Genomic DNA, 25,680 nt, shown 5'->3' on the forward strand with positions numbered 1-25,680 from the left:
CGGGCGTGTCGGAGTTTCGCAACCCCGGGCGTGTCGCGGCTGCGTGCGGGGGCGGTCACGCCTCGACGGCGCGCTCCAACCACTTCGTGAGGAACGCGCGCACGTCTCGGAGCTCCTCCTCCGAGATGCTGTGCGTGAGCCCGGTGTAGACGCGTCCGGACAACTCGGAGTGCGCCGGAAGCCACTCGGCGGTGTGCGCGACCAGCGCCTGGGGGATCACCTGGTCGTTCGTGCCTCGGCCCCAGAAGACGTGCGGTCGCGCCTCGGTCAGCGCATCGTCGCCCGGCAGCTCGCCGGGCGCTGCGTAACCGCTGAGGGCCACCACGGTGTCGATGCTCCCGGGCGCGAGTCGCATGGCCTGCAGGGCGACGGCGGCACCCTGCGAGAACCCGAGAAGGGCCACGGCAGGGGCGTCGGCCCTGACATCGTCGAGCCAGCGCAGGAACGCCTCTGCCGCGACGGTGACGGATGCCGAGCTGCGGCCGTCGAGACCCTCGATGGCGTACCACGAGCGCCCGGGCATCGGCCACGGGGGAGCGAGCGGGGCGGCGACGGACGCGACCACGATGCCGTCCGGCAGGTAAGGGACGAGACCGAACAGGTCGTGCTCGTCGGCGCCGTATCCGTGCAGCAGCACCAGCAGCGGCATCCCCGCGCGATCTTCCGTCGACCAGCGCGTGAGGAGCCCGTCGATCATCAGTTCTTCGCTCACGGTCCCATCCTGCCAGCGCCGTCCGACACCCGCAGGAGACGATCATCGGATCGTATGCCGGTCGTGGCCTCAAGTCGGTGTTCGCCGGAGGGCGCTGCTGGTAGAAAGGAGACATGGCCGTCCGCACACCTGATCCCGACCCCGAGCCCGACGACGGCATGGAGGGCTTCGGCGCCGCACAGCCCTCGCGTGACTCCAACCCGGGGTGGTTGAGCGACTTCGAGCTGGCGGAGGCGAGACGCCATCTGCCCATGCTCTACGTCGAGGCGATCCCGGTGAGGACCGATGGCTCCGGGCAGGTGACCGAGATCGGCATCCTGCTGCGTTCGACGCCCATGGGCGAGATGACGCGCACCATCGTCTCGGGGCGAGTGCGGTTCGGCGAGACGATCCGCGATGCGCTGTTCCGCCATGTCGAGAACGATCTGGGCCCGATGGCGTTCCCGCTGCTGCCGCCGCAGCCGCTGCCCTTCACGGTCGCCGAGTACTTCCCGATCCCGGGGGTCAGCGCCTACCACGATGACCGTCAGCATGCCGTCTCGCTCGCGTTCGTGGTGCCGGTCACCGGCACGTGCGAGCCGCGCCAGGATGCACTCGAGGTCACCTGGTTCTCGCCCGAGGCCGCGGCATCGGACGCCGTCGCCGCCGAGATGGAGGGCGGGCGAGGCACCCTCATCCGCCTGGCGCTCGCGAACCTCGGTCTGCTGCGCTAGCCGCTCCGCTCAGTCCCGCTCAGCTCAGCGTGTCGTGAGGCGCGCGAGCTCTGCGACGAACTCGTCGACGTCGGACTCCTCGGTGTCGAAGCCGCACATCCACCGCACCTCGTTGCGCGCGGCATCCCAGTCGTAGAAGCGGAACTTCTCGCGCAGCTGGTCGGCGATGCCATCGGGCAGCTGCGCGAACACGCCGTTCGCCTGGGTCGGCTGCGTGAACGAGACGCCGGTGATCTCACCGGCCGCGATGCCGGCCTCGATCGCCCCGCGCAGCCGCTGCGCCATGGCGTTCGCGTGCTGGGCGTTGCGCAGCCACAGGTCTCCTTCGAGCAGCGCGATGAGCTGGGCGGAGACGAAGCGCATCTTCGACGACAGCTGCATGTTGAACTTGCGGGAGTACTGCAGTCCGTTCGATGCCTCGGGGTTCAGCACCACGATGGCCTCGCCGAGCATGGCGCCGTTCTTCGTGCCGCCGAAGCTGAGCACGTCGACGCCGGCGTCGCGGGTGAACGCGCGCAGCGGCACGTCGAGGGCTGCGGCCGCGTTCGAGATGCGCGCGCCGTCGAGGTGCAGGGTCATGCCGCGTTCGTGCGCGTGATCGGCGAGAGCCCGGATCTCGTCGACGGAGTAGAGGGTGCCGAGCTCGGTCGACTGCGTGATCGAGACCACGAGCGGCTGCGCGCGGTGCTCGTCGCCCCAGCCCCAGGCCTCGCGGTCGACGAGCTCGGGCGTGAGCTTGCCGTCGTCGGTCGGGACGGCGAGGATCTTGAATCCGCCGATCTTCTCGGGCGCTCCGCCCTCGTCGACGTTGATGTGCGCGGAGGATGCCGCGATGACGGCTCCCCAGCGGGGCAGCATCGACTGCAGGCCGGTGACGTTCGCACCCGTGCCGTTGAACACCGGGAACGCCTGGACGCCCTCGCCGAAGTGGGCGCGGAACACCTCCTGCAGACGTGCGGTGTAGGCGTCCTCGCCGTACGCGACCTGGTGGCCGCCGTTCGCCGCTGCGATGGCCGCGAGGACCTCGGGGTGGACGCCGGAATAGTTGTCGCTGGCGAAGCCCCGGACCGCGGGGTCATGCTGAATAGTCACCGCACAAGCCTACGGGCGGATGCCGAGCCCGGCGTCCCCCGGCCGGCATACCGCTCTAGCGAATGTCCGAGGCCCCGCCTACCCTCTAATTCATGGAGCGCAGCGCTGCGAAGACCGCCTTCGCGAACGTCCTCGTCAACACGCTCATCGCGAACGTGACGACGAGCTTTCTGTGGTTCGCGCTGACCTTCTGGGTCTACATCGAGACGCAGTCCGTGCTCGCGACCGGCGTCATCGGCGGCGCGTACATGCTGTTCATCGCCTTCTTCGCGATGATCTTCGGCACCATCGTCGACCGCAATCGCAAACACACGGTGATGCTGCTCTCGAGCGTCATCTCGGCGGTCGCCTTCCTGATCGCCGGCGTTCTCTACGTCTGGCAGCCGGAGGCGGCGCTGCTCGACCTCGGCGGTCCGTGGTTCTGGCTGTTCTCGGCGATCATCCTGTTCGGCGGGGTGATCGAGCAGCTCCGCAACATCGCGCTCTCGACGACCGTCACGCTGCTCGTCCCCGAAGATCGACGGGCCAACGCCAACGGCCTGGTCGGCACGGTGCAGGGTCTGGCCTTCCTCGTGACCAGCGTCTTCTCCGGGTTGTCCATCGGCTTCCTGGGCATGGGGTGGACGCTCGCGATCGCGATCGGCGCGATGGTGCTGACCTTCGTGCACCTGCTCTTCATCCGCATCCCCGAGGGGGCGCCGCAGCCAGACCCCGATGCGAAGAGCGCCCTCGACTTCCGCGGCAGTGTGGCGGCGATCCGGCTGGCCCCCGGACTGTTCGCGCTGATCATCTTCTCGACGTTCAACAACCTCATCGGCGGCGTGTACATGGCGCTGATGGATCCGTACGGTCTCACGCTCTTCGACGCGCAGATGTGGGGCTTCGCGCTGGCGTTCGCGTCGACCGGGTTCCTGATCGGCGGCGGGCTCGTGGCGAAGTTCGGCCTCGGGGCGAAACCCATGCGCACCCTGCTGCTCGTCGTGATCGCGATGGGCATCCTGGGGTCGGTGTTCATGCTGCGCGAATGGTGGCCGCTCTACGTCGTCGGCATGTGGATCTACATGGCCCTCGTGCCGCCCGTCGAGGCGGCCGAGCAGACCATCATCCAGAAGGTCGTCCGCTATGACAGGCAGGGGCGTGTGTTCGGCGTCGCCGCGGCGATGGAAGCCGCAGCCGCTCCGATCACGGCATTCCTCATCGCGCCGATCGCGGAGTTCCTGATCATCCCGTACATGAGGACGCCCGAGGGGCAGCAGCAGTGGGAATGGCTGCTGGGTGAGGGTGAGGCTCGGGGCATCGCCCTGATCTGCCTGTTCGCGGGCATCATCATGGTGATCGCCGCGACGCTGGCCTTCTTCACGAAGTCGTATCGCAAGCTCACCGAGCTCTACGCGAACGCGCCGGAGCAGAATCCCGGCGACGGCGAACCCGACGGCGACGGCGACGGCGCACCGGACGACGCAGGCGAGAACACGGGCGGCGGCACGGGCACCGGCGCCGAGTGGAACGCGGACGCGGTGGCCGAGGGCCGAGCGGATTCCGCGGAGGACCGCAGCGTCGATGCGCGCGTCGCGGATGCTCCGCCGCCCCTCCGAGGGCTCCCTCCTGAGGTGCCGGAGGCGCGCCGCTAGCGGAACGGCGTCACCAGCTGAACGCGTCGGCGGCGGAACGGGCTGCGGTGATCAGTCGAGCGTGATGATCCGGTCGTTGAGATCGGCGGCGTCCGCATCCCACAGCGCGAGCACCTGCGGCGCGAGCGAGTCCGGGTCCAGTGCCTTGGCGCGGAAGACGACCGATGCCGCGCGCAGGGGCTCGACGGCATCCCGCGCTGCCTTCGCGAAGCCCTGCGCCACCGCGCGCGTCCACGCCTCGCTCGCGGCCTTGACGGCGGCGTAGTTCGCGCCTCCCGCCAGAGGGCGACCGACCGCTGTCGACGAGACGATCGCGAAACGTCCGGCGCCAGAGGCGCGTAGCAGGGAGTCGAAGGCGCGGCTGGTGGCGCGCACCGCATCGAACGCGGGCAGAAGCGCGTGCAGGTCGTCGTCGGTCTGCCCGGCGAGGCCCCCTCCGCCGCGCCAGCCGCCGACCAGCGGGATCACGGCGTCGATCGCCTGCAGGCGGGAAGCGAGTTCCGTCATCGACGCCAGCGAGGTCGCGTCGGCCACCTCGACCTGTGCGCCGAGTGCGTCGAGCGCGTGCAGCCGTTCTGAGGATCGGCCGGTGGCGACGACGCGCGCGCCGGCGTCGACGAGTGCTCGCGCCAGGGCGAGGCCAGACGGGCTGGTGGCTCCGGCGAGGAGGATCGTGCGGTCGCTGACGCTCATGTGCTCAACTCTCGTGACGAAACAGTTCTGCGGCCACCCCGGGCAGGAATGGCCGCAGACGCTGCGTCCGGTCGCACCACACGATCGGACCCCAGAAATGCGCGATTCGAGTCAGTCGTCGGTGCCCCGGATGCCGACGGTCGACTCGATGACCGCCTTCATCTTCTTGTCGAGGGTCTCGAAGAACATCGACAGCGGGAACTCGTCGTCCATCACGGCATCCGTGTAACCCTTCGGCGCGCCGGCGAGGATCTCGTCCGACAGACCGCGGGCCCACTGCGATGCCGGGTGCGGCGTGAGCGTGCCGCGCACGAGGTCGTACGCGGCGAGCCAGTGCGCGACCTTCGGGCGGTCGATCGAGTGCCAGTACAGGTCGTCGATCGCGTCGCCCAGAGCCACGACGGCATCCGGCACGTTGTCCCAGTCGAAGGTGAGCGCCGTGTCGGTCCAGTGCAGCACGCCGCGCTGGTGCAGCCAGGCGAACAGCAGCTGTCCGCCGACGGCGTCGTAGTTGCGCGTGCGGGTGCCGGTGATCGAGAAGCGGAAGATCCGGTCGAAGATCACCGCGTACTGCACGAGGTGCGCGTAGTCGTGCATCTCCTGCTCGGTCTCGGTGAGCTCCTCACCCGCGGCGATGCGGGCCGCGAGGGTGCGCTCGATGTTCACCGACTCGCGGAACGCCGTCATGTCGCAGCGCATCTCCTCGAGCGAGTAGAGGAAGAACGGCATCCGCTGCTTGATCATGAACGGGTCGAAGGGCAGGTCGCCGCGCATGTGGGTGCGGTCGTGGATGATGTCCCACATGACGAAGGTCTTCTCAGCCACCTGCTGATCGTCGAGCATCGCGCTCGCGCGCTCAGGCAGGTCGAGGTTGGTGATCGCGGCAGCGGCGCGGGTGACCCGGCGGTAGCGAGCGGCCTCGCGGTCCTGGAAGATCGCGCCCCATGTGAACGAGGGGATCTCGCGCATCGCGACGGTCTCGGGGAACAGCACGGCCGAGTTGGTGTCGTAGCCGGGCGTGAAGTCGACCAGACGCAGCGAGACGAACAGCTTGTTGCCGTAGTCGCCGGCCTCGAGGGCGGCGATGAACTCGGGCCAGATCGTCTCGACGATCAGCGCCTCGACGAGTCGGTCGCTCGATCCGTTCTGCGTGTACATCGGGAAGACGACCAGGTGGCGGATGCCGTCGACGCGGTGCTGCTGCGGCTGGAACGCCAGGAGCGAGTCGAGGAAGTCCGGCACGCCGAAGCCCTCCGAGACCCAGCGGTCGAAGTCGACGACGGAGGCGGCGAGGTACTCGGCGTCGTGCGGGAAGGCGGGAGCGAGTGCGCGGATGCCGGCGGTGATCGCGGCGACGAGGTCGCGCGCCGCGGCGTGGTGCGCGGCATCCGGGATCGATCCGTCCTTGATCTGCATCTCGCGGATCGCGATCGCGGCGTCCTTGAGCTGAGCCCAGGCGACGCTCTGCTCGGCGATCGATGCGTCCTCGACGACCTCGGGTTCGCCGACGATGGCCTGAACAGCGGTGCTGTGGGCAGAAATGATGGACATCGGGACCTCCGATCGGAGAGTTTGACGGAAAGATTCCGGCATATACGGAATCCTGACGATAATATTACATCTATGGATGACTCTGTCGACCGCGCGATCCTGGCCGAGATCTCACGAGACGGCCGCGCGACACTGTCCCAGTTGTCCGATGCTGTCGGCCTCTCCGTGTCGGCCGTGCAGTCACGTCTGCGTCGCCTCGAGACGCGCGGGATCATCACCGGCTACCGCGCGATCCTCGACCCCGAACTCGTCGGCACGCCCCTGTCCGCCTTCATCGAGATCACGCCGCTCGACCCGGCGCAGCCCGACAACGCCCCCGAGCTTCTCGAACACCTCGACGCGATCGAGGCGTGCCACTCGATCGCGGGAGACGCCAGCTACATGCTGTTCGTGCGGGTCGCCTCGCCCCGCGCGCTGGAAGAGCTCGTGCGCGACATCCGGCTGGCCGCGAACGTGAGCACCCGCACCACGGTCGTGCTGCAGACCTACTACGAGCACCGGCCGATCATCTCGGTCGCGCCGGACGCATCCGCATAGCGCGGACGCGCGGTGCTCACAGGGCGGCGCCGACCATCGCCTCGCCGAGGGGCGTGCGCAGATGCAGCATCCTCGCGCCGTCGCGCTCGCTCGAGATCAGTCCTGCGTCGCGCAGCACGGTGAGGTGGTGGGATGCGGTCGACACCGCGATTCCCGCGTCCTGAGCGACCTGCGAGGTCGTGCGGGACGTGCCGGCTCCCAGGAGGATGCCGGCGCGAGCGGGGCCGAGGAGGGCGCCCAGCGCCCCGGAGATCTCGGCGGCGTCCCTCGACCAGCCGGCGGTCACCCCGCGCGCCGGGTAGAACAGCGTGGGTTGCGCCGGCGGCTCGGTGAGCACCATGCACCCCCATGTCGACATCACCGACGGAACGAGCACCAGCCCGCTTCCGTGGCAGTCGACGACCTCGCTGTGGCGGCGCAGCGAGACGCGCACGGCCCCGTCGCCCCAGGTCACCTTCGGGTGGAGGCCCCCGGCCATCTCTCTGATCCCCGACGTGGCGATCACTCGCGATCGGACCGCGATGTCGGCTCGCAGCAGCCGATCCAGCTGCGGCCAGACCGGCGCCAGTGCGGCATCCCACATCTCCGACCAGGCGTCTGCGATCATCGCCCGCGCTCGTTCGGGCTGCTGCTGCATGTCGCGCAGTGCGCGTCGGCGAGCGCCGGTCGAGCGGATGACCATCTTGCCGAGGTCGACGCGCAGTGGATCGAGGGGTGCGCTGCGCAGCGCCGACAGCTCGGTCTCCGGTGTCATGTCCCATGCGGGGGCGGTCGTGAAGAAGTCGGGAAGATAGCCGTCATCGCCGACGACGACGGCGAGCAGGCGGAAGCTCTCGCGAGGCAGCCGATCGCGCACGGCGCGCAGCCATCCCCACTGCAGGGGATGCTGGGCCGGCCGCAGCAGCACGCGCACCGCGTGGGCGAGCTCATGCCCGGGGGATATGCCGAATCGCACCGCCTGGATGTCTCCGGGGCTCAGAAGGAACTCCACGCGGTGGTCGGGGTGCTCGACGCCCTCGCGTGGCGTGCCGGCACCTGCGACGACAGAGTTTCGATCCACATCGAAACTCTAGGTCGTTCATCACTGCCTGTCGAGACTGGGCTCATGAACACCACGTCATCTGCTCTCGCAGCCGTCGCCGCAGCGGACATCCGCATCGGAACCGGGAACAGCCGACGCTTCGTCGGCGCGGATCACGGTGCGGCCATCTCCTACTTCTACGTCGAGAATCAGCCCGGCGACGGGCCCGGGCTGCACTGGCATCCCTACCCCGAGACGTGGGTGGTGCTCGAAGGCACGGCGCGCATCACGGTGGGCGCGGACACGATCGTCGCCTCCGCCGGTGACACGGCCACGGGCCCGGCCTTCGTTCCACACTCCTTCACGAACATCGGTCGCGGAACGCTGCGCCTCATCGGCATCCATGCGTCCGCCACGATCATCCAGACCTTCCTCTCCGAGGACTGACCCACGACACACCAGGAGCACCCATGTCCTTCCAGGCATACCTCGACAAGGTCGAGACGCAGACCGGCCTCACCCCGCGGCAGTTCATCGAACTGGCGAAGGAGCAGGGCTTCGACGAGACGACCAAGTCCACCGTCGTCCTCAACTGGCTCAAGCAGGACTACGGTCTCGGGCACGGGCATGCCCAGGCGATGGTCCACGTGATACTCAAGGGGCCGAAGATCAGCGACAAGCACGTCGGCAAGGGCGGCGCGCACGGCGATGCGTCCGACACGCTCTGGCTCGACGGCAAGGACACCAACCCCGACGGCTGATCCCGCCCGCCACCGCACGACCGAGAACACCCAGAACACCGCACCGAGGAGCCCGTATGGCAGTCCGCGTCGATCTCAACGTCTCCCTCGACGGATTGGCGACGACCACCGACCAATCACCCGAGAATCCGTTCGGCGAGGACTGGTCGCGTCTGGTCGGGGCGTACACCGCGACGCGGACGTTCCGCAGCCGCGTGCTCGGCGACACGTCGGGTGCCGGCACGACCGGCGTCGACGAGAGATACGCCCAGGAGTACTTCGAGGGCGTCGGCGCCGAGATCATGGGTGCCGGGATGTTCGGTCTGCACCAGAACCCCGATGACACCGAGTGGCGCGGATGGTGGGGCGACGAGCCGCCGTTCGAGGTGCCGGTCTTCGTGCTCACGCATGCACGGCGCGAGCCGATCGAGTTCGCCAACGGGACCGTCTTCCACTTCCTCGAGACGACCCCGGAGGAGGCGCTCGCCCGGGCTGCAGCGGTGGCCGGCGACCGGGACGTGCGCGTCGGCGGCGGCATCGACGTCGTGCGGCAGTTCCTGCGCAGGGGCCTGGTCGACCGGCTGCACCTTGCGGTCAACCCGCTCGTGATCGGCAGCGGGCAGCGCATCTGGGACGGACTGCGCGGCATCGAGAACGACTACGAGCTGCGTTCCGAGGTGGCCGAGAGCGGTGTCATCCATCTGAACTTCCGCCGAGACTGAGGCGCAGAGGGGGCGTCCATCGGCGCCCCCAGTAGGATTCCCTGCGTGGCAGCATCCTCGAAGCGCAAGAAGAATCAGCCCCGTGTGAGCGGCAATCCCGCGAAGCGGGCGAGCGGCAATCCGGCGACCCAGACCGCCATCGACGCCGGGCCCGTCACAGTCCGCGACTGGATCGGCGCCGCACGGCTGCGCACTCTTCCGCTCGCCGTCGCCCCCGTCGTCATCGGCACCGGCGCCGCACGCAGCACCGGTCCGGAGTTCCACTGGGTGATCGCGCTCGCGTGCCTCGCGGTCGCCGTGCTGCTGCAGGTCGGCGTCAACTTCGCGAACGACTACAGCGACGGCATCCGGGGCACCGATGCCGTGCGCGTCGGCCCGGCCCGCCTGACGGCATCCGGTCGGGTGAAGCCCCGCACCGTGCTCGTCGCCGCGTTGGTCTTCTTCGCGCTCGCTGCGGCGGTCGGCGTCGCGATCGTGGTCCGCACCGAGCAGTGGTGGATGCTGGCCATCGGCGCCGCGTGCATCATCGCCGCGTGGTTCTACACCGGCGGCAAGAGGCCCTACGGGTACAACGCTCTCGGCGAGGTGTTCGTCTTCATCTTCTTCGGCCTCGTCGCGACGCTCGGCACGACGTGGGTGCAGGCGTTCGAACTGCCCCAGCAGGCGTGGCTCGGGGCGATCGCGGCGGGCCTCTTCGCCTGCGCCGTGCTGCTCGCCAACAACCTGCGCGACATCGATCAGGATCGCCTGGTCGGCAAGCGCACGCTGACGGTGCTGATCGGCAAGCGCGCGACCCAGGTGCTCTTCACGCTGTTCGTGATCGTGCCCTTCGGCATCCTCGCGTTCATCGCACTGCTGTACCCGATCGCGTGGATCGGGCTGCTCGCGCTGCTCGCCGGGCTCCCGGCCATCCTGATCGTCTGGACCTATCGTCAGGCGAAGGAGCTCGTCACGGCCCTGGCGCTGACATCGCTGACCGCACTGCTCTATGCCGGTGCGTTCTTCTGGGCCCTCGCCGGCTGAGCCGCCGATCGAACCGGCTGGCGCTGTGCGTCAGGCCCTCTCGGCGCCGTCGATCGCGTCGTCCTCGACGTCGGCGTCCTTCTGCGCGGCGGAGCTCTTGCCTTCGCGGCGCTCGACGATCCGGGCCGAGGCGTCGGTGAGCGGCCGGCGCAGGAACAGCATCGAGATGCTCACGCCGATGAGCGCGGCGAAGATCGCGGCGAGCCACCAGTACTCGCGGAAGATCGGGAAGAAGAACCACATGATCGCCAGCGGCACGAGGAAGGCCAGCAGACGCAGCACGGTGTAGACGAGGAAAGGTGCACGGTTCTTCACCTGCTCAGTCTACGTTCGCGACCTGAGGTGTCAGCTGTCAGCCGTCGATGCCCAGCGTCCGGAACGGGATGCCGCGCACGACGCGCTTCCACGGGTGCTCGCCGAGCGACCACAGCAGCTTCTCGTCGAGGTCGAGCGCGAGGTCCTCGCAGCCGACGGGCAGCGGCACCCGGTCGCGTGCCAGCGAATCGCGGTTCCCCGTCCACAGGACGCCGGGTCGCATGTGATCCGACTGCGAGACGAAGTGCCGGTCACCCCAGCGGACGGCGCCCTGCATGTGCGTGATCCCTGGCGAGAAACGGCTGATCTCGCGGAACTCGTCGCCATCGCCGTCCGGCACGGAGAACTCGCCGATGCGTCCCTCGTCGTCGCGGGTGTACTCGCCGATGAGCACCCTCCGCAGGGGCACTCCCTCGTCGTCGTAGACGCGGCCGAGGTACGAGCAGCGGAGGTCGAGCGGGTGCACGCGGGTGCGCACCGCGACGAGCGCGGTGGCCCGCAGACCGCGTCCCCGCGCGCCGGCGAGGCGTCGCGCCTCCGGGCCGCGGACGCGCCGGATGTCGGCGAGGTCGAACTCCCAGATGCCACGGCCGGTGGCTGCGACGAACAGGCGGTCGTCGAACCACGCGAGTCCGCCGGCGTGGATCCGGGCGGGCTGGAGCTCACCGTCCTCGTCGATCGCGAGCAGCACGTCGAGATGTCGGGAGCGCTCGAGGTCGACGAACGCGACCCGCGATGCCAGATGGTGTCCGTCGAGCTGCTGCCGGAACCAGCTCACGGCGAGAGTCCGACGCCCCTGCCACAGGCCCAGGTCGATGCCCTGCGGGTACCAGCGGCGGGTCCAGGTGCGGGCGCTCAGCCACCGCAGGTCGACCGTGCTGCGGCGCTTCTGCCGCACCGGGCGCCACGTCGTTCCGAACGGCCAGAGCATGGTCCCATCGTCGCCGATCCCCGGGCGCGGTGCGAATCCGGCATCGCCACGCCGGGGTCGACCGAGATCACGTCACCGCGCGTTCACCCGCAGGCCGCCGACCGGCAAGGAGCGCCTGAGAGCATTCCGACACCGTCGACCCGGGGGAGTTCTGTGCGCACACCGCTCGTGACCGTCATCCTGCCCGCCAAGGACGCAGGAGCCTACATCGGCACGACGCTCGAGACGCTGACACGGCAGTTCGACGATCCCGCCGCGCTCAAGCTGGTGGCGATCGACGACGGCTCCCGTGATGACACCGGCATGCTCATGCGACGTTACGCCGAGCGCTTCCCGCACGCCGAGGTCATCGTCAACGCCCGGCCGAAGGGGCTCGCGAGCGCCCGCAATCAGGGGCTCGAGCGGGTCGACGGCGACGCGTTCTGCTTTCTCGACGGCGACGACTGGATGCAGCCGGGGCGGCTCTCGGTGCTGGTGCGCCGACTGCATGAGCTGCGCTGCGACATGCTCCGCACCGATCACGTCACCGTGAAGGACGGCGTGCGCACCCTGGTGCCGGCGCCTCACCCGTGGCGCGAGGCGGTCGGCTCTCCGCGCGACGCGATCCTGCCCGAGAACGAGCCGACCATGGTCGACTATCCGTTCGCGTGGGCCGGCATCCTGCACCGTCGCCTGATCGACGAGGGAATCGCGGGGTTCACACCCGGCCTGTTCACCGCCGAGGATCGTCCGTGGATCTGGCGTCTGCATCTGCAGGCCCGGTCGTTCGCGGTGGTCGACGCTCCTGCCCTGCTCTACCGCCGGGGGGTGTCGACATCGCTGACGCAGGTGCGCGACCGCCGCCAGCTGGACTTCGTGCGGGCGATGGGGGAGGTGCTCGACATCGTCGAGGCGGATGCCGAGGCCGACCGCTTCCTCCCGAAGGCCGTGTGGAGCGTGATGGCCCTCTCGTCCCGGCACCTGGTGCGATCGAGGCGGATGACGCCGTCGCTGCGCGCCGAGATGCGCGCGGGCCTCCGCGGGCTGCTGGCCCGCCTGCCCCAGAGTGAGACGACGGCCGTGCTGTCGCGCCTCGACGGGCCGCGTCGCCGAGTGCTCGCCCCGCTGCTGCGTGCGGTCGGACGTGCGGCATGACCCAGCTCTTCGCGGTGCACAGCGCCTATGGGCTCGCCACCGTCGCCGCCGCGCTCGACGGCGGGCTGCTCGGCGAGCATGGCGAGCGCGTGCTCGTGCCGTTCGTGTCCTCGCGGGTGCCCGAGACGTCCGTGGGCATCGTCGCCGACCCGGCGCTCGCGAGCCTCCGCGACCGGTTCGACCGGATCGAGGATCTCGACGCGCTGCTCGGTCCGCTGCATCCGAGCTCCTGGAAGCCGGATGCCGCCGACCTGCCGCTGCTGCGGCGACTGCTGACGAGGGCATGGGGGATCGACCCCGGCGACCTCGAACTGCTCGTGCAGAGCCCGCAGGTCGCCCCGGCGCGCGTCCTGATGCAGATCTTCCCTCATGCGCGTCTCACGATCATCGGCGACGGGCTCATGACGTACTCGCCGATGCGGGTGCGGATGCCGCACACGATCACCGCTCGGATCGGCCGCGTCGTGCACGTCGACGTGGTGCCGGGGGTCACACCGCTGGTGGGTTCGCCCGTCGCGACGCCGGTGCCGGTCTCACCCGATCTGTTCCGGGCGGTGCTCGCCGAGACCGCCGAGGCGGTCGACGACACGGCGGAGCTCGAGAGCGCGCTCGACGGAGAGCCGACAGTGCTCGTCCTCGGCCAGTACCTGTCCGCCCTCGGCCTGGTCGGCGAGCGCGAGGAGATCGCGCTGCAGAAGGAGATGATCGATCGTGCGGCCGGCCGGCGACCACAGCACATCGTCTTCAAGCCGCACCCGTCGGCGCCGCCTCGGCTCAGCGACGCGCTGCGCGACCGAGCAGCGGTCCACGGCATCGACTTCCGCGAGTACCGCGGCGCGCTCGCCGCAGAGGCGCTGGCCGAGCGGGTCGATGCCAGGGCCGTCATCGCCGGATTCTCGACGGCGCTGCCGACCGTCCAGACCCTGTTCGGTCGAGAGATCGAGGCGGTGGGCACCGACACCGTGCTCGCACGTCTGACCCCGTACGAGAACAGCAACCGGGTGCCTGCGACGATCGTGGACGCGCTGACCAGGCCGGACTCCCCGTATCGCGATCCGGCGCGCATGCAGCTCCTGATCGACGCGGTCGGCTACGTCATGCAGCCCGTCGTCGCCGCACACCTCCGCGATCGTGCCGAGCAGCTGCTCTCCGGCATCCGCCCGTCCGATCGCGATCGCTACTTCGCGCCCGAGAGGCTGATCGAACTGCGGTTGCCCGGGGCCCCGCGCGAGACGGCGATCCGTCGCGTGCTGCGCCCGGTGGGCGGCATCGGTCGAGTCGAGCAGGTGCGGCTCACCGTGCTCGCCGCGCGGCGCAGACTCTCGCGTGCCTGGCGCGTGCTCAGAGGGCGATGACGGACGATGACGGGCGATGACGGCGAGGGGACGAGCGGCATGATCGAGCAGCAGCAGCAGCAGCAGCAGAGGACGGATGTCGGCAGGGTCGTCGCGATCATCCCGGCGCGTGGCGGGTCGAAAGGCGTGCCGCGCAAGAACCTGCGCCGTGTGGGCGGTGTGCCTCTCATCGAACGCGCCGTGCGCACGGCGCTGGAGGCCGAGGGGATCGACCTCGTGGTGGTGTCGACCGACGACGACGAGATCGCGGCGGTGAGCGAGGCGGCCGGGGCGCGAGTCGTGCGGCGACCGACCGCGATCTCCGGCGACACGGCGTCGTCGGAGTCGGCCATCCTGCATGCTCTCGACGAGCTCGCCGCCGGGGGAGACCGGGCTGACGTGGTGGCCTTCCTGCAGGCGACATCGCCGTTCATCCCGCGCGAGGCCCTGTCTCGTGCCGTGCGCGAGGTGAGCGCGCGTCGGGCGGACAGCGTGTTCGCGGCCCATGAGACTTACGGATTCCTCTGGGCACGCAGCGCGGATGCCGACGCAGCCGTCGCACTCAACCACGACGCCGCGCGTCGCCCGCGTCGCCAGGATCGCGAGCCGCACTACCTCGAGACGGGCGCGTTCTACGTCTTCCGCGCTGACGGCTTCCGTGAGGCGGAGCACCGCTTCTTCGGCCGCATCCGCGTCGCCGAGGTGCCCGAATGGACGGCGATCGAGATCGACGACGAGCAGCAGCTCCGCATCGCCCGAGCGCTCGCCGCCCTTCACGAGAGCCCGGACCGGGTGCCGGTGCGAGCGATCGTGACCGACTTCGACGGCGTGCACACCGACGACACGGCGACGGTCGACGCCGACGGCATCGAACGGGTGCGGGTGAGCCGGGAAGACGGCATGGGGGTGTCGCTGCTGCGGCGGGCCGGCATCCCGATGCTGATCCTCTCCACCGAGGTCAACGCGGTGGTGCGGGCTCGGGCCGACAAGCTGCGCGTTCCGGTGCTGCACGGCATCGACGACAAGGAGTCCGCGCTGCGCGGGTGGGCCGAGGAGGTCGGCATCGCGCTGGCCGACATCGCGTACCTGGGCAACGACGTGAACGACCTGCCGGCGCTGCGCATCGTCGGCTGGCCGGTGGCGGTGGCCGACGCGCATCCGCTGGTGCTCGAGGCCGCCAGGGTCGTGCTGACGCGCCGGGGCGGCCACGGCGCCGTCCGCGAGCTGATCGAACGGGTGTTGCCCGCCTGACCGGTGCCGGTAACCCTCCTGTCGTTCGGCGTTCACCCCCGGCGCGTACTCAGGAGAGAAGGCCATTTCGACGACCGGAGGAACCATGACTGTCAGCATCGGCTCACGCGTGATCGGCGGCGGTCACCCCGCCTATGTCATCGCGGAGATCGGCCTCAACCACAACGGCGACGTCGACCTCGCCAAGCGCCTGATCGACGTCGCGGCGAAGGCGGGAGCCGACGCCGTGAAGTTCCAGAAGCGCACCCCCGAGATCTCCACCCCCGAGCACATGCGCGATGTTCCGCGCGAGACGCCGTGGGGCACCATGAGCTACCTCGACTACCGCCGCCGCGTCGAGTTCGGCCGTGACGAGTACATCGCGATCGGCGATCACGCCACGATGCTCGGGCTCGACTGGTTCGCGTCGCCGTGGGACGTGCCGAGCGTCGCATTCCTCGAAGACCTCAACGTCGTGGCGCACAAGGTCGCCTCCGCGAGCCTGACCGACACCGAGCTGCTCGTCGCGCTGCGCGAGACCGGCAAGCCCGTCATCCTCTCCACCGGCATGTCGACGATCGAGCAGATCGACCGCGCCCTCACGACCCTCGGCACCGACCGGGTGGTGCTGATGCACGCCACCTCGACGTATCCGCTCGAGCCCGAAGAGGCCAACCTGCGCGCGATCGCCACCCTGCGCGACCGCTACCCCGGTGTTCCGGTCGGATACTCGGGCCACGAGCGGGGGCTGCAGATCTCGCTCGCCGCCGTCGCGATCGGAGCGGTGGCCGTCGAACGCCACATCACGCTCGACCGCACGATGTGGGGCTCCGACCATGCGGCATCCCTCGAACCCACCGGACTCGAGCACCTCGTGCGCGACATCCGCGTGATCGAGATGGCTCTGGGCGACGGCGTCAAGCGCGTGTTCGACAGTGAGCGGGCGCCGATGGCCAAGCTGCGCCGCATCCCGGCATGAGCGGATCCGGTTCGCTGCGGGTCGTCGCGATCGCCGACGCCGACTCGTTCGTGAAATGGTCGGCGTCGCTGCTCGGCAGCGTGCCCGGCATCCGTCCGCACCTGCTGCTCGTGCAGACGCCGCTGACCGCCAGCCTCGACCAGCAGCGGAGTGCGCTGGCGGGCACGGGGATGCTGTCCGACGATGTGACCCGCCTGTCCTTCGCGCGCGTGAGCGCCTGGCTCGAGGGCCAGCGCCCTGACGTCGTGCTGCTCGCCGGCCGCGGCCCGTTCGTTCGCCTGTTGGGCCGGGTCGTCGACGGGCTCACCGTGCGACCGGTCGTCGTCGCCGGACTTCCGGGCATGGCCGTTCCCGCGCAGCGCGGTGCCCTCGAGTACCGGCGGAACGCCGATCTGCTCGTCGTGCACTCGCATCGGGAGGAGCGCGCGTTCGCCGAGCTCGGTCGCCGGATCGGCGTGCAGGTGCCGACGGCGCTCGCGACCCTGCCGTTCGCGAGATCCCGATCGCGGATGGTGGCGGCTGATCGGGCACGGGTGATCGCGGCCGAGTCCGGAGGATCGTCCGGAACCCTCGTCGCCGAGAGGCCGGCCGAGCCCCGGGCGGTGCGGATGCCGGCGACCGACATCGTGTTCGCGGCCCAGGCCCTCGTGCCCACCGACCGGGAGGAGCGCGCCGAGATCGCGGCCACCCTCGTGCGCGCGGCCGAAGCGGACCCGAACCGTCGTGTGGTGGTCAAGCTGCGGTCGCGGCCCGGTGAGTCGGAGACGCATCTCGAACGCGACGCGTACCTCGATCTGCTCCCTGCGAGGCGTCCGGAGAACCTCGTCGTCTCCTACGGATCCATGGCACAGGCGCTGTCGACGGCGGCCGGACTCGTCACGGTCAGCTCCACCGCGGCGGTCGAGGCGGTGGCGCAGGGGGTGCCCGTGATCGCCCTCGACTCGTTCGGAGTGAGCAAGAGCCTGTTGAACACAGTGTTCGTCGGCAGCGGTCTGCTGGGCGGGCGCAGTGAGGTCGTGGCCGGGCGCTTCCGGCATCCGCACCCCGTCTGGCTGCGTGACAACTACTTCCACCCCTCGGCCGAGTCGACCTGGTGGGAGCACGTCGAACAGCTCGTCGCGCTGCGCCGCGCCGGGGGGCTCCCGGCGAAGCGCGTGCCGGCGGCCCGCGGTGGCGCGATGCATGAGGCGTGGTATCGCGCGAGTGTGCTCGGGTCGAACGACCGCACACTCCGCGGAACCGCGGCGCTCGCCGTCGGCGTGCCTACCACGGCGCTGCTCGGCGCTCTGCGGCGGGGTCGATCGTCGGCGGGCGGCGGCACCTGGGCCGACGCGTCGACCGATTTCACGCTCGAGCCGAACCCCTTCCACGACTCGATCCGGCGCTGAGGGCGCGGCCGACCCCTCACACGGCTGAGCGCCCTCACGCGGTGGACGGTCGAGGCGCGGCGATCGACGGCGGGTTCGGGTCGTCCCACCGCTGGAAGGTCTGCACCCACCAGAACGTGGCGAACAGGATCAGCGCGACGGCCTCGCCGATCAGCACGACCGGAGTCTCGCCGAAAGCCTGACGGAAGAGCAGAGCCACCACCAGCAGCACGAGGTCGGCGATCATCAGCCCCGAGATCCACCGATAGATCGTGCGCTGTCGGGGCGTGGGTGGCGTCTCGTCCGGGTCGAGCGGCCCGCCCGCGTAGAGGATCGGGACGGCTGCGAACACTCCGAAGAACAACAGGGTCGCTGCGAAGTGGATGCTGTTGACCGGCCAGAAGTTGAACGGGAAGTGCTCGTTGACCGCCGGAGCGAAAGCGAGCGCCACGACCACGACCGCGGTCACGAGCGCGATGATCGAGACGAGCGTCGCCGAGCGATTCGGGGTGCGGGTGCGGCGACGGATCAGCGCCATCGTGACCACGACCGCCACGACTACCACGGCGTAGACGGCGATTCCCGCTTTCGCGCTTGCGACGGCGTCGACGGGGATGCACTCCTGCGCCGTCGGGCACGGCATCCGGTCGACCGCGCGCGGATCGGCGATGCCCACGGGAACGATCGCGATGAGCGGCGCGAACACCGCGCACACGTCGAGCAGGGTCGTCGCGCGACTGCGTCCCGAGAGCGCGAGCAGGGCCACGGATGCCGCGATCAGGGTGCCGACGAAGACGTCGCGGACCGGTGTGTAGAAGGCGTGGCTGATCGAGGGCAGCGGGTTCCAGCCGAAGATCAGGGGTGTCCACGACACGACGATGCTTTGCAGCACGACAGCGAAGATCAGCGCGACGACGATGAGAACCAGCGCCAGACGCAGGTAGCGATGCGTCTTCTGTCCGGTCGTGACGGGGGCGTCTGCGGCTGCCATGATCGTGACGGTACACCGCCGGGCCGACGCCGACGTGTGACGCCCCGCGACGGTCCTTGTCATGCGCGGACTCACTCTGTCAATCCCCGCAACGTTCCTGGTCTTCCCGGTCGGGGCCGGGTAGCGTCATTCCCATCGCGGCGATCCGGGCGGTCCCGGGCCTCAGCTCATACCTGATGGCGTTGCGGGTTCGACTCCCGCCGTCGCGTCCACTTCACCGGTGACGCCGTCAGTCCTCGCCGGTGATCCGCGCTTCGACCGGCGCCCATCCGTTCTCGAGCACGGTGAATCCGGCGGCGAGGATCCCGAGCTGGTCGTCGCTCTCGTTGACGAGCAGCTGCATCTGCAGCACGAACCGCGAGTACACGCGGATCTCCGGGGTGGCCAGGGTCAGTCCCAGTTCGACCGCGATCGCATCCGCGAGCGCGTCCTCGTGTCGCAGCCACATCCGGGCGGCGTACTCACGCAGCGCCGGCGTCTCGTTGAGGAACCGCGAGAAGACCTGCGACACCTCCGCGCCGTGCTCGGCGAGGTTCGCGTGCACCTCGGCCGTGTAGAAGTCGTGGATCGCGCGGTTGATGGTGACGCCCGGGGCGCGGTCGCGAACGGCGGAGACGAGCCGGTCCCGCTGCTCGTCGTCCTCGTCGAAGACGAGCGCCTCCTTCTGCGGAAAGTGCGCGAACACCGTCGTCGGGGAGACGTCGGCCGCGTCCGCGACCTCGCGGATGCTGACGTTGTCGAACCCGCGCTCGAGGAACATCATCGTCGCGACATCGGAGATGTTCTTGCGCGTCGCGGCCTTCTTGCGCTCGCGGCGACCGATCGGCTCAACGTTCGTCATGCGTCCACGATATCGCGAACCCGATCCGAAACTGGCTTGACAACAAAACTGGTATTGATACAGTTTCGGAGTGACTTCAATAAACACATCGCTCGCGCGCAGCGACAAGCGCGCCTGGACCATGCTCATCGTGCTGACGATGCTCACCGTCGTCGGCATGACCGTCGTGCTTCCCGTCCTGCCGTTCGTCGTGCTGCAGTACGTGTCGCACGAAGGTGACCTCGCCATCTGGGTCGGCATCCTCGAAGCGATCAACGGCCTGTGCGCCTTCCTGGTCGCCCCCTTCCTCGGTCGCCTGTCCGACCGCTTCGGGCGGCGACCGGTGATCATCGCCGCCGCCTTCGGAGCGGCGTTCGCCATGGCGCTGTTCGGCATCGGGGGAGCGATCTGGGTGCTCGTGCTCGCGCGGGTCATCCAGGGACTCACCGCCGGCGACCTTCCGGCCCTCTTCGCCTACCTCGCCGACATCACGCCGCCCGAGAAGCGCGCTCAGCGGTTCGGTCTGCTCGGTGCGCTCTCGGGAATCGGCATGATGATCGGACCCGCGATCGGCGGACTCCTCGCGGCCGTCAGCCTGCAGCTGCCGGTCTTCCTCACCGCAGCCGTCGCCCTCGTGATCGCTATCCTCAGCATCTTCCTGCTGCCCGAGAGCCTCGCGCCCGAGAACCGGATCGAGCGCATCTCGGTGCGCGAGATCCAGCCGTTCGGCGTCTTCAAGGAAGCGTTCGGACGCAAAGAGCTGCGTGGTCTGATGATCGGATTCGGCCTCCTGGCGCTCCCGTTCGGCTTCTTCGTCAACAACTTCAGCGTGCTCGCGCTGGACTCGATCCAGTGGGGGCCGACGCAGATCGGTCTGCTCACGGCAGGCGTCGGCATCATCGACGTCCTCATCCAGGGCGTGCTGCTCGGCATCCTGCTTCCTCGCATCGGCGAGCGCGGCGTGATCATCAGCGGCATCGTGGCGCAGGCGATCGGACTGGCCGGGCTCGCTGTCGTCGCGTCGATCTTCGCGCAGCCGTGGGTGTTCATCGTCGGTGCGCTGATGCTCGCCGCAGGGCAGGGCGCCTCGACCGCGGCGATGGACGGAGCCATGTCGAACGCGGTCGGCGACGACGAGCAGGGCTGGCTCGGCGGAGCGACGCAGTCGCTCAACGCCGCGATGAACACGGCGGCCCCTCTGATCGCCGGTGCGCTCTATGTCACGGTCAGCCATGCGGCTCCCTACTGGCTCGGCGTCGCGCTGATGATCGTCGCCGTGATCGTCGTGTCCCGTGCGCACATCGCGAACACGGCCAAGAAGGACGCGCGGACGCACGATGTTGGGGCCGAGGTCGAGACCGACGCGAGGGACGTCCCGGTCGCGGTCACCGACGCCCGCAGCTGAGACGCAGGCTCCGCAGCCGGGGGATGATGGACACATGCCCAGTCCTCATCGCCCCGGTCTGCGGGTCTCGTCGGGTCTCACGATCCCCGAGGCCGAGCTGTCGTGGCGTTTCTCGCGGTCGTCGGGCCCCGGCGGACAGAGTGTGAACACGGCGGACTCGCGGGTCGAACTCCTCTGGGATGCCGCGGGCAGCACGACGCTCACCCCGCACCAGCGTGATCGCCTCCTCGATCGGCTGAGCGGGCGTCTCGTGAACGGCGTGCTGACCATCGCCGCATCCGAGCACCGCGCCCAGCTGCGCAACCGCGACGCCGCACGTGAACGACTCGCGAGCATCGTCGCCGAGGCGCTGCGTCCGCCGGCGCCGCAGCGCCGCGCGACCAAGCCGAGTCGAGGGTCGAAAGAGCGGCGGCTCAAGGCGAAGCAGCAGCGCACTGATGTCAAGCAGCTGCGCAGGCGCCCGAGCGACTGACCCGCGCATCGCACCGACAAGGTGAGGTCCGCTTTCGCCACCCGCCCTCTGCGGGCACTCTGAGTTCATGACCGCACTCACCATCGGCACGCCTCTCGACAGCGGGCTCGGAACCGTCACCCTCGATCCGCGGCGCTTCAACCGGCACACTTTCTGGTGCGGCCAGAGCGGCAGCGGCAAGACCTACGCGCTGGGCGTCGTGCTCGAGCAGCTCCTGCTCGAGACCGAGCTGCCGATGCTGATCCTCGACCCGAACGCCGACTTCGTGCGGCTGCAGAGCACGCGGCCGTCCGCGGCCCCGCATCACGCCGAGCGCATCGCGGACTCCGACATCCGGGTGTTCCGCTCGGGGCGCGTCGAGGGCGAGCCGTTGCGCGTGCGCTACATCGATCTGTCGCCGGCATCCAAGGCAGCCGTGCTGCGGATGAGTCCGATCCAGGATGCCGAGGAGTACAACGTCCTCCTCCATCTCGATCAGAACGCGAGGCTGCTCGGCTCGGATCGCATCGTGCCCCACCTGCGCGACGGCGGGCACGACGCCCGCAACCGACTCGCCGACCGCATGGAGAACCTGCAGGTGCTGGAGTGGGAGCTCTGGTCCCGCGGCGAGCCGTCGGTCGTCGACGTGATCGAGCAGCGGCCGCGGGTGACGGTGCTCGACCTCGGCGGATTCGACCACCCCGCCGAACCGAAGGTCGCAGCCCTCGCGGTGCTCGAGCACCTGTGGGCTCGTCGCGAGGAGCGAAAGCCCCTGCTCATCGTGATCGACGAGGCGCACAATCTGTGCCCTCCCGACCCGCGCACCGAGGTCGAGCGGGCGCTCACCGAGCAACTCGTGCAGATCGCCGCCGAGGGGCGCAAGTTCGGGCTGTGGCTGTTCCTGTCGACACAGCGGCCGACGAAGATCCATCCGAACGTGCTCTCGCAGTGCGACAACCTCGGTCTGATGCGCGTCAACGCGCCGCGCGACCTGGCGGAGCTGGCCGAGGTGTTCGGCTTCGCGCCGGAGGAGGCGATCCGCAGGTCCCAGACCTTCAGACAGGGTCAGGCCCTCTTCGCCGGGGGGTTCATCGCAGAGCCGACGTTCGTGCAGATGGGGGAGCGACTGACGGAGGAAGCGGGCGGCGACGTCTCGGTGCCGCTCCGCTCGACCCCGTAGCGCCACCCCTCGGGCGCGGGATCAGCTCGCCGTGAGTGCGGGGAACGACCACGTGCCGTCCAGCACTTCTGGTCGAGGTCGGTAGAGACGCACCAGGTAGTTCCACCCTTGAGTGAGGGGAAGCACGTTGGGCAGTGCGGGGTCGCCGCCGAAGCGCACGGTGATCGACCCGTCCGGATCCCGCACGCCCGTCACGCTGTTGACGCTGTATGCACCGGCGTCGTTCGGAGCGAAATAGCCTTCCGCGTCGTACAGCGAGACGGACCAGAAGCCGTCCACCGGCACGTCGCCGACCCGCAGCGTGTACTCGCCGACCGGGAGCCGGGGATCGACGTTGAGGTAGAAGGCCTCGTTCTCGGGCAGACCGCCCCAGGCGGCTGCGGTCCCCAGAAGGTGCCGCACGGGGTCGACGTCCTCGGCTCGACCGAAGCAGCGCTCCAGACCGCCGAGGCCCTTCGCGAGGGTGAGGAGCGCCTGGCGGGTCTCGGCGAAGCTCGATTCGTCGTAGGTCGGCGCAGCGAACTCCCGCGCGCCGGTCGAGCTCACAGCGAGTTCGTCCTGCAGGGCGTTCACGATCGAGACATCATCAGGATCCTCGGAATCCACCAGGATGCGAGTGGCCGCGAGCACGAAATCGGAACCGAGGTCTTCGGCCGAGAGCGAGTGGACGCCGGGGTCGTGCAGCACCCGGTCGATGTAGTGGCCCTCGTTCACCAGCATCACCGAGACGTACCGGTCGCCGGCATCCGGCACGGTGATCGTCGCCCCTTCGGAGATGTCGATGATCGCAGCGCTGTAGAGGGTGTCGCGATTCATCCTGATGACGGTCTGCTGGTCGATCGGCGTCGGCACTCGATAGTGGTTCCACCGGTTGGAACCGTCGGCCGACGCCGCGATCGCGGCGAACATGCGGGCGGTCTCGATCTCGGCGAAGTTCGCGAACGTGACGGGAACGGAGGTGTCGGTCATGGCTTCATCCTGGCGCTGCCGCTCTCGGCGAGCGCGGAATCATCGCCTCAGGAAGGTGAGGCCTCAGTCCTTGCTGCCGCGCACCAGCTCCAGCCCCGCTCCCGCGAACTGCCTCAGCGTCGCATCCGGCAGGAACGCGCGGGTGAGCGCTGTGCCGATCGCCGCGAGATCGCTCTCGTCGCGGAAGAGCAGATACATGGTCTCGTACCGCGGGTGGAACTTCTGCTTGAAGCGGTGCAGCGAGCCGAAGCCGTACACGGGCTCGAGCGCTTCGGCGAGGCGTTCGCTGAGGACGGCGATGATGCCCGCGTCCGGCGGATAGTCGTGCGCGAGCGGAGCACCCGAGAGCGACATGATCTCGGCACCCTCCTCGGAGAACTGCTTCGCGGACGAACCGATCAGGTACTCCATGACGGGTGCGAAGCCGCCGTCGCGGCGGCGCATCAGGTCGAGCGTCCAGCCGCGCACGACGCCGCCTTCGCCATAGACCGGCAGCCACGAGAGGAAGCCGTCGACGTCACCGTTCGGGGCGATCGCGAGAGCGAGTCGCACCTCGCGGTCCTCCGCCTCATCCAGCGTGCCGAGAGTGAACCGCATCTCAGGCAGGTCCTTGTCACCGACCCATGCCTCGGAGATCGCACGCAGCTGCTGCCGTACGCCCCACGATTCGTCCGCCAGGCGCGTCATCCGGAAGGTCATCTCCTCGCGCCCCGCCCGGTTGAGAGAGCTGCGCACCGAGTTCCAGCGCTTGCCGGTGAACTCCAGATCCGGCAGGTCGACGATGGTGTCGTCGGCGACGACCAAGCTGCGCCAGCCGGCGGGCACAGCGGCCCGGGTGGCGTCGTCTGCACTGAAGAAGCACGGGACGAGGCCTGCCAGCTCCGCCGTGCGGATGAACTCCGTGACGGCGACTGCGCGGGATGCGGGCGGCCCGATCGGATCCGCGAGCGCGAGCGCCACACCGGCCCGTCGCTGGTAGGCGACGATCCCGGCATCGCTGCGGGCGTAGCTGTTGCCCTCCCAGGTCGTCATCCACGACAGGGTGCCCCCGCCGTGCGCGCGCAGCTCGGTCTTCACGTCGTCGACCGTGGGGGCGGGCTGGATGCCGAGGAGAGACTTGCGCTTCGCCCGGAACGCGCGGCGCACGGCGATCAGGTAGACGAGCAGGATCACCCAGAGGAAGCCGTTGGCGAGCGCGAGCTCCGTCTCGCCGTCCCACCGCAGATCGATCTGCGCCTGCGAGAACACCGTGATGAGGATGAGGACCAGCGCTGCGACCAGGATGTTGAAGAGACCGAGCAGCATCACGAGAACCCACGCCCAGCGACGACCGCGCAGGAGTCCGTTCACGAGCACCACGATGACGACGAGGTCGAGCGCGAGGTCGATGAACCCTCCCGACGCGGGCTCGGTCGGGCCGAACGGGCCGTCGGTGGCGACGAGAGTCGTGATGATCTCGACCGCTCCGAGCACCATGAGCGAGATCACGGCGATCAGACGCTGCTCTCGCACCGTGGTCCGCTGCACACGCAGGGTGCGGTCGACGACGAGGATGAGCAGCACCGCGAGCAAGTGCTCGAGATCGGCGACCGCACCCCAGAACAGCATCGCGATGAACACGAAACCGAGCAGCACGAGCCAGCCGCGCACTCGCCATGGCGGGCGGAAGAGCCCGATCGCGGCGGCGATGCACGCCATGGTGCCGCCGGAGGCGCCGACATCGAGCGCCTGGGCCTGCTCCTGAGCCCAGGCCCAGGGCAGTTGCGAGGCGACGAACAGCACGAGCGCGGTGGCGAGGATCGCGAAGAGCTGTCCGACCCAGTAGTACGCGAGGGCGACCCTGGTGCCACGTCGGTATTCGAGATACGCCATGCCCCAGAATCCCGAGATCGTGAACAGGTACACCCACGGCTCGTTGACGAAGAACGTGCCGGTGAGCGGCGTCCACCACATCCCCTGCGCGAGGTTGGGCAGGCCGTATGCGACGGTGCCGAACAGGTCGGTCTTCTCGAACGGGGTCCACAGGCCCTGCCAGATCACGCCGACGGCGACGATCACAGCCACCATCGCGAGGGTGGCAGGAATGCGCCGCAGTACGGCGGCGACGGGATGCGATGTGGGGGTTCGCGCCTCGGTCAT

Annotated in this window: 26 protein-coding genes and 1 tRNA gene; 16 read left to right on the forward strand and 11 right to left on the reverse strand. The window is 69.4% G+C overall.

Annotation, left to right across the window (positions count from 1 at the left end):
* Positions 1 to 55: 55 nt before the first annotated feature.
* Positions 56 to 712: an alpha/beta fold hydrolase gene (locus AB0P11_RS07880; RefSeq protein WP_285363941.1), complete on the reverse strand. Its 657-nt coding sequence runs from the start codon at positions 710 to 712 to the stop codon at positions 56 to 58.
* 113 nt (positions 713 to 825) lie between these two features.
* Here AB0P11_RS07880 and AB0P11_RS07885 point away from each other — a divergent pair, with 113 nt between their 5' ends.
* A complete protein-coding gene (locus tag AB0P11_RS07885; RefSeq protein WP_053097566.1) occupies positions 826 to 1,425 on the forward strand; it encodes a DUF4916 domain-containing protein in 600 nt (199 codons plus the stop codon).
* Positions 1,426 to 1,449: 24 nt separating this feature from the next.
* Here the strand turns inward: AB0P11_RS07885 and AB0P11_RS07890 are convergent, their stop codons facing one another.
* The gene (locus AB0P11_RS07890; RefSeq protein WP_053097565.1) at positions 1,450 to 2,517 is read right to left on the reverse strand and encodes a low specificity L-threonine aldolase; all 1,068 of its coding nucleotides are present in this window, start codon (positions 2,515 to 2,517) and stop codon (positions 1,450 to 1,452) included.
* Positions 2,518 to 2,609: 92 nt separating this feature from the next.
* Between AB0P11_RS07890 and AB0P11_RS07895 the strand changes: the two genes are divergently transcribed.
* The gene (locus AB0P11_RS07895; RefSeq protein ID WP_230100401.1) at positions 2,610 to 4,148 is read left to right on the forward strand and encodes an MFS transporter; all 1,539 of its coding nucleotides are present in this window, start codon (positions 2,610 to 2,612) and stop codon (positions 4,146 to 4,148) included.
* Positions 4,149 to 4,199: 51 nt separating this feature from the next.
* On the opposite strand, the gene AB0P11_RS07900 is transcribed toward AB0P11_RS07895, so the two are convergent.
* Both AB0P11_RS07900 and AB0P11_RS07905 read right to left on the reverse strand, forming a co-directional pair.
* On the reverse strand, positions 4,200 to 4,841 hold the full coding sequence (locus tag AB0P11_RS07900; RefSeq protein WP_363521085.1) for an SDR family NAD(P)-dependent oxidoreductase: 642 nt from the start codon (positions 4,839 to 4,841) through the stop codon (positions 4,200 to 4,202).
* A gap of 111 nt (positions 4,842 to 4,952) precedes the next feature.
* Positions 4,953 to 6,392: a DUF6421 family protein gene (locus tag AB0P11_RS07905; RefSeq protein WP_053097562.1), complete on the reverse strand. Its 1,440-nt coding sequence runs from the start codon at positions 6,390 to 6,392 to the stop codon at positions 4,953 to 4,955.
* Positions 6,393 to 6,464: 72 nt separating this feature from the next.
* Between AB0P11_RS07905 and AB0P11_RS07910 the strand changes: the two genes are divergently transcribed.
* Positions 6,465 to 6,929, forward strand: coding sequence for an Lrp/AsnC family transcriptional regulator (locus tag AB0P11_RS07910; protein ID WP_053097561.1), 465 nt, complete (start codon positions 6,465 to 6,467; stop codon positions 6,927 to 6,929).
* Positions 6,930 to 6,945: 16 nt separating this feature from the next.
* Here AB0P11_RS07910 and AB0P11_RS07915 read toward each other — a convergent pair whose 3' ends face one another.
* Positions 6,946 to 7,989, reverse strand: a complete 1,044-nt coding sequence (locus AB0P11_RS07915; protein WP_285363947.1) for a DUF5937 family protein — start codon at positions 7,987 to 7,989, stop codon at positions 6,946 to 6,948.
* A gap of 45 nt (positions 7,990 to 8,034) precedes the next feature.
* On the opposite strand from AB0P11_RS07915, the gene AB0P11_RS07920 reads away from it, so the two are divergent.
* From AB0P11_RS07920 to AB0P11_RS07935, 4 genes are read left to right on the forward strand one after another with little or no spacing between them, the layout of a single operon-like run.
* A complete protein-coding gene (locus AB0P11_RS07920) occupies positions 8,035 to 8,397 on the forward strand; it encodes a cupin domain-containing protein (RefSeq protein ID WP_082586670.1) in 363 nt (120 codons plus the stop codon).
* Positions 8,398 to 8,420: 23 nt separating this feature from the next.
* Complete coding sequence (locus AB0P11_RS07925) at positions 8,421 to 8,711, forward strand: DUF4287 domain-containing protein (protein WP_053097560.1); 291 nt, start codon at positions 8,421 to 8,423, stop codon at positions 8,709 to 8,711.
* Positions 8,712 to 8,767: 56 nt separating this feature from the next.
* Positions 8,768 to 9,412, forward strand: a complete 645-nt coding sequence (locus AB0P11_RS07930) for a dihydrofolate reductase family protein (protein ID WP_053097559.1) — start codon at positions 8,768 to 8,770, stop codon at positions 9,410 to 9,412.
* Between the two features lie 45 nt (positions 9,413 to 9,457).
* Positions 9,458 to 10,435, forward strand: a complete 978-nt coding sequence (locus tag AB0P11_RS07935; protein WP_053097558.1) for a 1,4-dihydroxy-2-naphthoate polyprenyltransferase — start codon at positions 9,458 to 9,460, stop codon at positions 10,433 to 10,435.
* A gap of 30 nt (positions 10,436 to 10,465) precedes the next feature.
* On the opposite strand, the gene AB0P11_RS07940 is transcribed toward AB0P11_RS07935, so the two are convergent.
* Together AB0P11_RS07940 and AB0P11_RS07945 are read right to left on the reverse strand one after the other, a co-directional pair.
* The gene (locus tag AB0P11_RS07940; protein WP_053097557.1) at positions 10,466 to 10,750 is read right to left on the reverse strand and encodes a DUF4229 domain-containing protein; all 285 of its coding nucleotides are present in this window, start codon (positions 10,748 to 10,750) and stop codon (positions 10,466 to 10,468) included.
* Positions 10,751 to 10,787: 37 nt separating this feature from the next.
* On the reverse strand, positions 10,788 to 11,681 hold the full coding sequence (locus AB0P11_RS07945; protein ID WP_056279657.1) for a hypothetical protein: 894 nt from the start codon (positions 11,679 to 11,681) through the stop codon (positions 10,788 to 10,790).
* Between the two features lie 153 nt (positions 11,682 to 11,834).
* Between AB0P11_RS07945 and AB0P11_RS07950 the strand changes: the two genes are divergently transcribed.
* The 5 genes from AB0P11_RS07950 (at position 11,835) to AB0P11_RS07970 (ending at position 17,746) form a co-directional block, all read left to right on the forward strand.
* The gene (locus tag AB0P11_RS07950; protein ID WP_056279659.1) at positions 11,835 to 12,815 is read left to right on the forward strand and encodes a glycosyltransferase family 2 protein; all 981 of its coding nucleotides are present in this window, start codon (positions 11,835 to 11,837) and stop codon (positions 12,813 to 12,815) included.
* On the forward strand, positions 12,812 to 14,170 hold the full coding sequence (locus AB0P11_RS07955; RefSeq protein WP_056279661.1) for a polysialyltransferase family glycosyltransferase: 1,359 nt from the start codon (positions 12,812 to 12,814) through the stop codon (positions 14,168 to 14,170). Before AB0P11_RS07950 ends, AB0P11_RS07955 begins: the two co-directional genes overlap by 4 nt.
* Positions 14,171 to 14,209: 39 nt before the next feature.
* Entirely contained in the window at positions 14,210 to 15,400 is a 1,191-nt protein-coding gene (locus AB0P11_RS07960; protein ID WP_363521771.1) for an acylneuraminate cytidylyltransferase, read from the forward strand.
* An 85-nt stretch (positions 15,401 to 15,485) separates the two neighbouring features.
* Positions 15,486 to 16,358, forward strand: coding sequence for an N-acetylneuraminate synthase family protein (locus tag AB0P11_RS07965; protein ID WP_056279662.1), 873 nt, complete (start codon positions 15,486 to 15,488; stop codon positions 16,356 to 16,358).
* Complete coding sequence (locus tag AB0P11_RS07970; protein ID WP_056279664.1) at positions 16,355 to 17,746, forward strand: DUF6716 putative glycosyltransferase; 1,392 nt, start codon at positions 16,355 to 16,357, stop codon at positions 17,744 to 17,746. Before AB0P11_RS07965 ends, AB0P11_RS07970 begins: the two co-directional genes overlap by 4 nt.
* Before the next feature lie 34 nt (positions 17,747 to 17,780).
* On the opposite strand, the gene AB0P11_RS07975 is transcribed toward AB0P11_RS07970, so the two are convergent.
* Positions 17,781 to 18,716 carry a hypothetical protein gene (locus tag AB0P11_RS07975; protein ID WP_363521096.1) on the reverse strand — a complete coding sequence of 312 codons (936 nt, stop codon included), beginning with the start codon at positions 18,714 to 18,716 and terminating at the stop codon, positions 17,781 to 17,783.
* A 136-nt stretch (positions 18,717 to 18,852) separates the two neighbouring features.
* Between AB0P11_RS07975 and AB0P11_RS07980 the strand changes: the two genes are divergently transcribed.
* A tRNA-Met gene (locus tag AB0P11_RS07980) sits at positions 18,853 to 18,928 on the forward strand.
* Positions 18,929 to 18,945: 17 nt separating this feature from the next.
* On the opposite strand, the gene AB0P11_RS07985 is transcribed toward AB0P11_RS07980, so the two are convergent.
* Positions 18,946 to 19,557, reverse strand: a complete 612-nt coding sequence (locus tag AB0P11_RS07985) for a helix-turn-helix domain-containing protein (RefSeq protein WP_285363968.1) — start codon at positions 19,555 to 19,557, stop codon at positions 18,946 to 18,948.
* A gap of 70 nt (positions 19,558 to 19,627) precedes the next feature.
* On the opposite strand from AB0P11_RS07985, the gene AB0P11_RS07990 reads away from it, so the two are divergent.
* The 3 genes from AB0P11_RS07990 (at position 19,628) to AB0P11_RS08000 (ending at position 22,572) form a co-directional block, all read left to right on the forward strand.
* On the forward strand, positions 19,628 to 20,941 hold the full coding sequence (locus AB0P11_RS07990) for an MFS transporter (RefSeq protein WP_363521100.1): 1,314 nt from the start codon (positions 19,628 to 19,630) through the stop codon (positions 20,939 to 20,941).
* Between the two features lie 34 nt (positions 20,942 to 20,975).
* Positions 20,976 to 21,413, forward strand: coding sequence for an alternative ribosome rescue aminoacyl-tRNA hydrolase ArfB (arfB, locus tag AB0P11_RS07995; RefSeq protein ID WP_363521103.1), 438 nt, complete (start codon positions 20,976 to 20,978; stop codon positions 21,411 to 21,413).
* Positions 21,414 to 21,480: 67 nt separating this feature from the next.
* Positions 21,481 to 22,572 (forward strand): ATP-binding protein, encoded by a 1,092-nt coding sequence (locus AB0P11_RS08000; RefSeq protein WP_363521106.1) that lies wholly within the window; start codon positions 21,481 to 21,483, stop codon positions 22,570 to 22,572.
* A gap of 21 nt (positions 22,573 to 22,593) precedes the next feature.
* Here the strand turns inward: AB0P11_RS08000 and AB0P11_RS08005 are convergent, their stop codons facing one another.
* Together AB0P11_RS08005 and AB0P11_RS08010 are read right to left on the reverse strand one after the other, a co-directional pair.
* Positions 22,594 to 23,541: a DUF1214 domain-containing protein gene (locus AB0P11_RS08005; RefSeq protein WP_056279676.1), complete on the reverse strand. Its 948-nt coding sequence runs from the start codon at positions 23,539 to 23,541 to the stop codon at positions 22,594 to 22,596.
* Positions 23,542 to 23,604: 63 nt separating this feature from the next.
* On the reverse strand, positions 23,605 to 25,680 hold the full coding sequence (locus tag AB0P11_RS08010; protein ID WP_363521109.1) for a DUF2156 domain-containing protein: 2,076 nt from the start codon (positions 25,678 to 25,680) through the stop codon (positions 23,605 to 23,607).

Source organism: Microbacterium sp. NPDC079176 (genome assembly GCF_040686675.1).
In the GTDB taxonomy this organism is placed as follows: Bacteria; Actinomycetota; Actinomycetes; order Actinomycetales; family Microbacteriaceae; genus Microbacterium.

What these genes read in the sequence shown, in the direction of transcription:
- AB0P11_RS07885 (WP_053097566.1), top strand. Translation starts at nt 826, where the DNA reads ATGGCCGTCCGCACACCTGATCCCGACCCCGAGCCCGACGACGGCATG.
- AB0P11_RS07895 (WP_230100401.1), top strand. Translation starts at nt 2,610, where the DNA reads ATGGAGCGCAGCGCTGCGAAGACCGCCTTCGCGAACGTCCTCGTCAAC.
- AB0P11_RS07900 (WP_363521085.1), bottom strand. Translation starts at nt 4,841, where the DNA reads ATGAGCGTCAGCGACCGCACGATCCTCCTCGCCGGAGCCACCAGCCCG.
- AB0P11_RS07905 (WP_053097562.1), bottom strand. Translation starts at nt 6,392, where the DNA reads ATGTCCATCATTTCTGCCCACAGCACCGCTGTTCAGGCCATCGTCGGC.
- AB0P11_RS07910 (WP_053097561.1), top strand. Translation starts at nt 6,465, where the DNA reads ATGGATGACTCTGTCGACCGCGCGATCCTGGCCGAGATCTCACGAGAC.
- AB0P11_RS07920 (WP_082586670.1), top strand. Translation starts at nt 8,035, where the DNA reads ATGAACACCACGTCATCTGCTCTCGCAGCCGTCGCCGCAGCGGACATC.
- AB0P11_RS07925 (WP_053097560.1), top strand. Translation starts at nt 8,421, where the DNA reads ATGTCCTTCCAGGCATACCTCGACAAGGTCGAGACGCAGACCGGCCTC.
- AB0P11_RS07930 (WP_053097559.1), top strand. Translation starts at nt 8,768, where the DNA reads ATGGCAGTCCGCGTCGATCTCAACGTCTCCCTCGACGGATTGGCGACG.
- AB0P11_RS07945 (WP_056279657.1), bottom strand. Translation starts at nt 11,681, where the DNA reads ATGCTCTGGCCGTTCGGAACGACGTGGCGCCCGGTGCGGCAGAAGCGC.
- AB0P11_RS07955 (WP_056279661.1), top strand. Translation starts at nt 12,812, where the DNA reads ATGACCCAGCTCTTCGCGGTGCACAGCGCCTATGGGCTCGCCACCGTC.
- AB0P11_RS07960 (WP_363521771.1), top strand. Translation starts at nt 14,210, where the DNA reads ATGATCGAGCAGCAGCAGCAGCAGCAGCAGAGGACGGATGTCGGCAGG.
- AB0P11_RS07965 (WP_056279662.1), top strand. Translation starts at nt 15,486, where the DNA reads ATGACTGTCAGCATCGGCTCACGCGTGATCGGCGGCGGTCACCCCGCC.
- AB0P11_RS07970 (WP_056279664.1), top strand. Translation starts at nt 16,355, where the DNA reads ATGAGCGGATCCGGTTCGCTGCGGGTCGTCGCGATCGCCGACGCCGAC.
- AB0P11_RS07975 (WP_363521096.1), bottom strand. Translation starts at nt 18,716, where the DNA reads ATGGCAGCCGCAGACGCCCCCGTCACGACCGGACAGAAGACGCATCGC.
- AB0P11_RS07985 (WP_285363968.1), bottom strand. Translation starts at nt 19,557, where the DNA reads ATGACGAACGTTGAGCCGATCGGTCGCCGCGAGCGCAAGAAGGCCGCG.
- arfB (WP_363521103.1), top strand. Translation starts at nt 20,976, where the DNA reads ATGCCCAGTCCTCATCGCCCCGGTCTGCGGGTCTCGTCGGGTCTCACG.
- AB0P11_RS08000 (WP_363521106.1), top strand. Translation starts at nt 21,481, where the DNA reads ATGACCGCACTCACCATCGGCACGCCTCTCGACAGCGGGCTCGGAACC.
- AB0P11_RS08005 (WP_056279676.1), bottom strand. Translation starts at nt 23,541, where the DNA reads ATGACCGACACCTCCGTTCCCGTCACGTTCGCGAACTTCGCCGAGATC.
- AB0P11_RS08010 (WP_363521109.1), bottom strand. Translation starts at nt 25,680, where the DNA reads ATGACCGAGGCGCGAACCCCCACATCGCATCCCGTCGCCGCCGTACTG.